The organism is Vibrio genomosp. F6, from assembly GCF_005146325.1.
Lineage (GTDB): Bacteria > Pseudomonadota > Gammaproteobacteria > Enterobacterales > Vibrionaceae > Vibrio > Vibrio cortegadensis.
Window position 1 is genome coordinate 1 of record NZ_SYUT01000133.1, and the last position, 820, is coordinate 820.

Genomic DNA, 820 nt, shown 5'->3' on the forward strand with positions numbered 1-820 from the left:
TTTGAAATTTGTGTTTACGGCGCAATGGTTTAGTCTGGGTTTTATAGCGTTATCGCACCTTAATTGGGCGTTAGGCAAAAGAGGTAATCTATGAGTTTTGAAAATTTTTGCGAATATATTAAAAGTAAGCAAGATGTAACTTTCCATACTCTAAAGCAAAAGAAAGCATTCACGATCTGGCTGGATGATGTATCCCTTTATATAACACCTCTCTCATCCGGAAGTGAAAGGTACACAAGGTTATCTACTGTTGAACAAGTCTATAATCAAAATAAAGTGTCGGATTCGTATATTACGTCCAATTACACTGATTTTACGGTTCATTCATCATATGTATTATCGCTATTAGATTCCTTCTATAACAATGGGCTTGGTTATGAAATCTATCAAAGCATTGATGCCGAAAGTGCAATTGAGGGCTACAAGTTAGATTCGTCTATCTTGAGAACTGCGCGAAATCAAAAGCTAGCTACTGAGGCTAAAATACGAGACAAACACACTTGCCAAGCTTGTAGCTATAAAATGCTAATCAGTGGTAAGTATGTAATTGATTGTCACCATACGAACCCTTTAGCTACGACTGGGAAAACCGACACAGAACTCAGCACTTTGGTTTGTTTGTGCCCAAACTGTCACAGAATTGCTCATTTAAAGAGTCCCCCCTATACAGTAGCAGAGCTGAAGGGGTTAATTTTTGCCTAACAAAGCATTTAAGAGGGATTCTCAACGCTTGGCATTTTTGCTTCTACTTCAAATTTAGTGTTTACGGTACAATGCTTTAGGTTGGGTGGCGGCGTTGTTCACCCCTTAATGCGGCGTT

General features: G+C 38.8%; 1 protein-coding gene. It reads left to right on the top strand.

The features are described from left to right. Window positions 1-90 precede the first annotated feature (90 nt). On the top strand, window positions 91-702 hold the full coding sequence (locus FCV43_RS20130; protein ID WP_136996183.1) for an HNH endonuclease: 612 nt from the start codon (window positions 91-93) through the stop codon (window positions 700-702). Window positions 703-820 lie beyond the last annotated feature (118 nt).

What these genes read in the sequence shown, in the direction of transcription:
- FCV43_RS20130 (WP_136996183.1), top strand. Translation starts at nt 91, where the DNA reads ATGAGTTTTGAAAATTTTTGCGAATATATTAAAAGTAAGCAAGATGTA.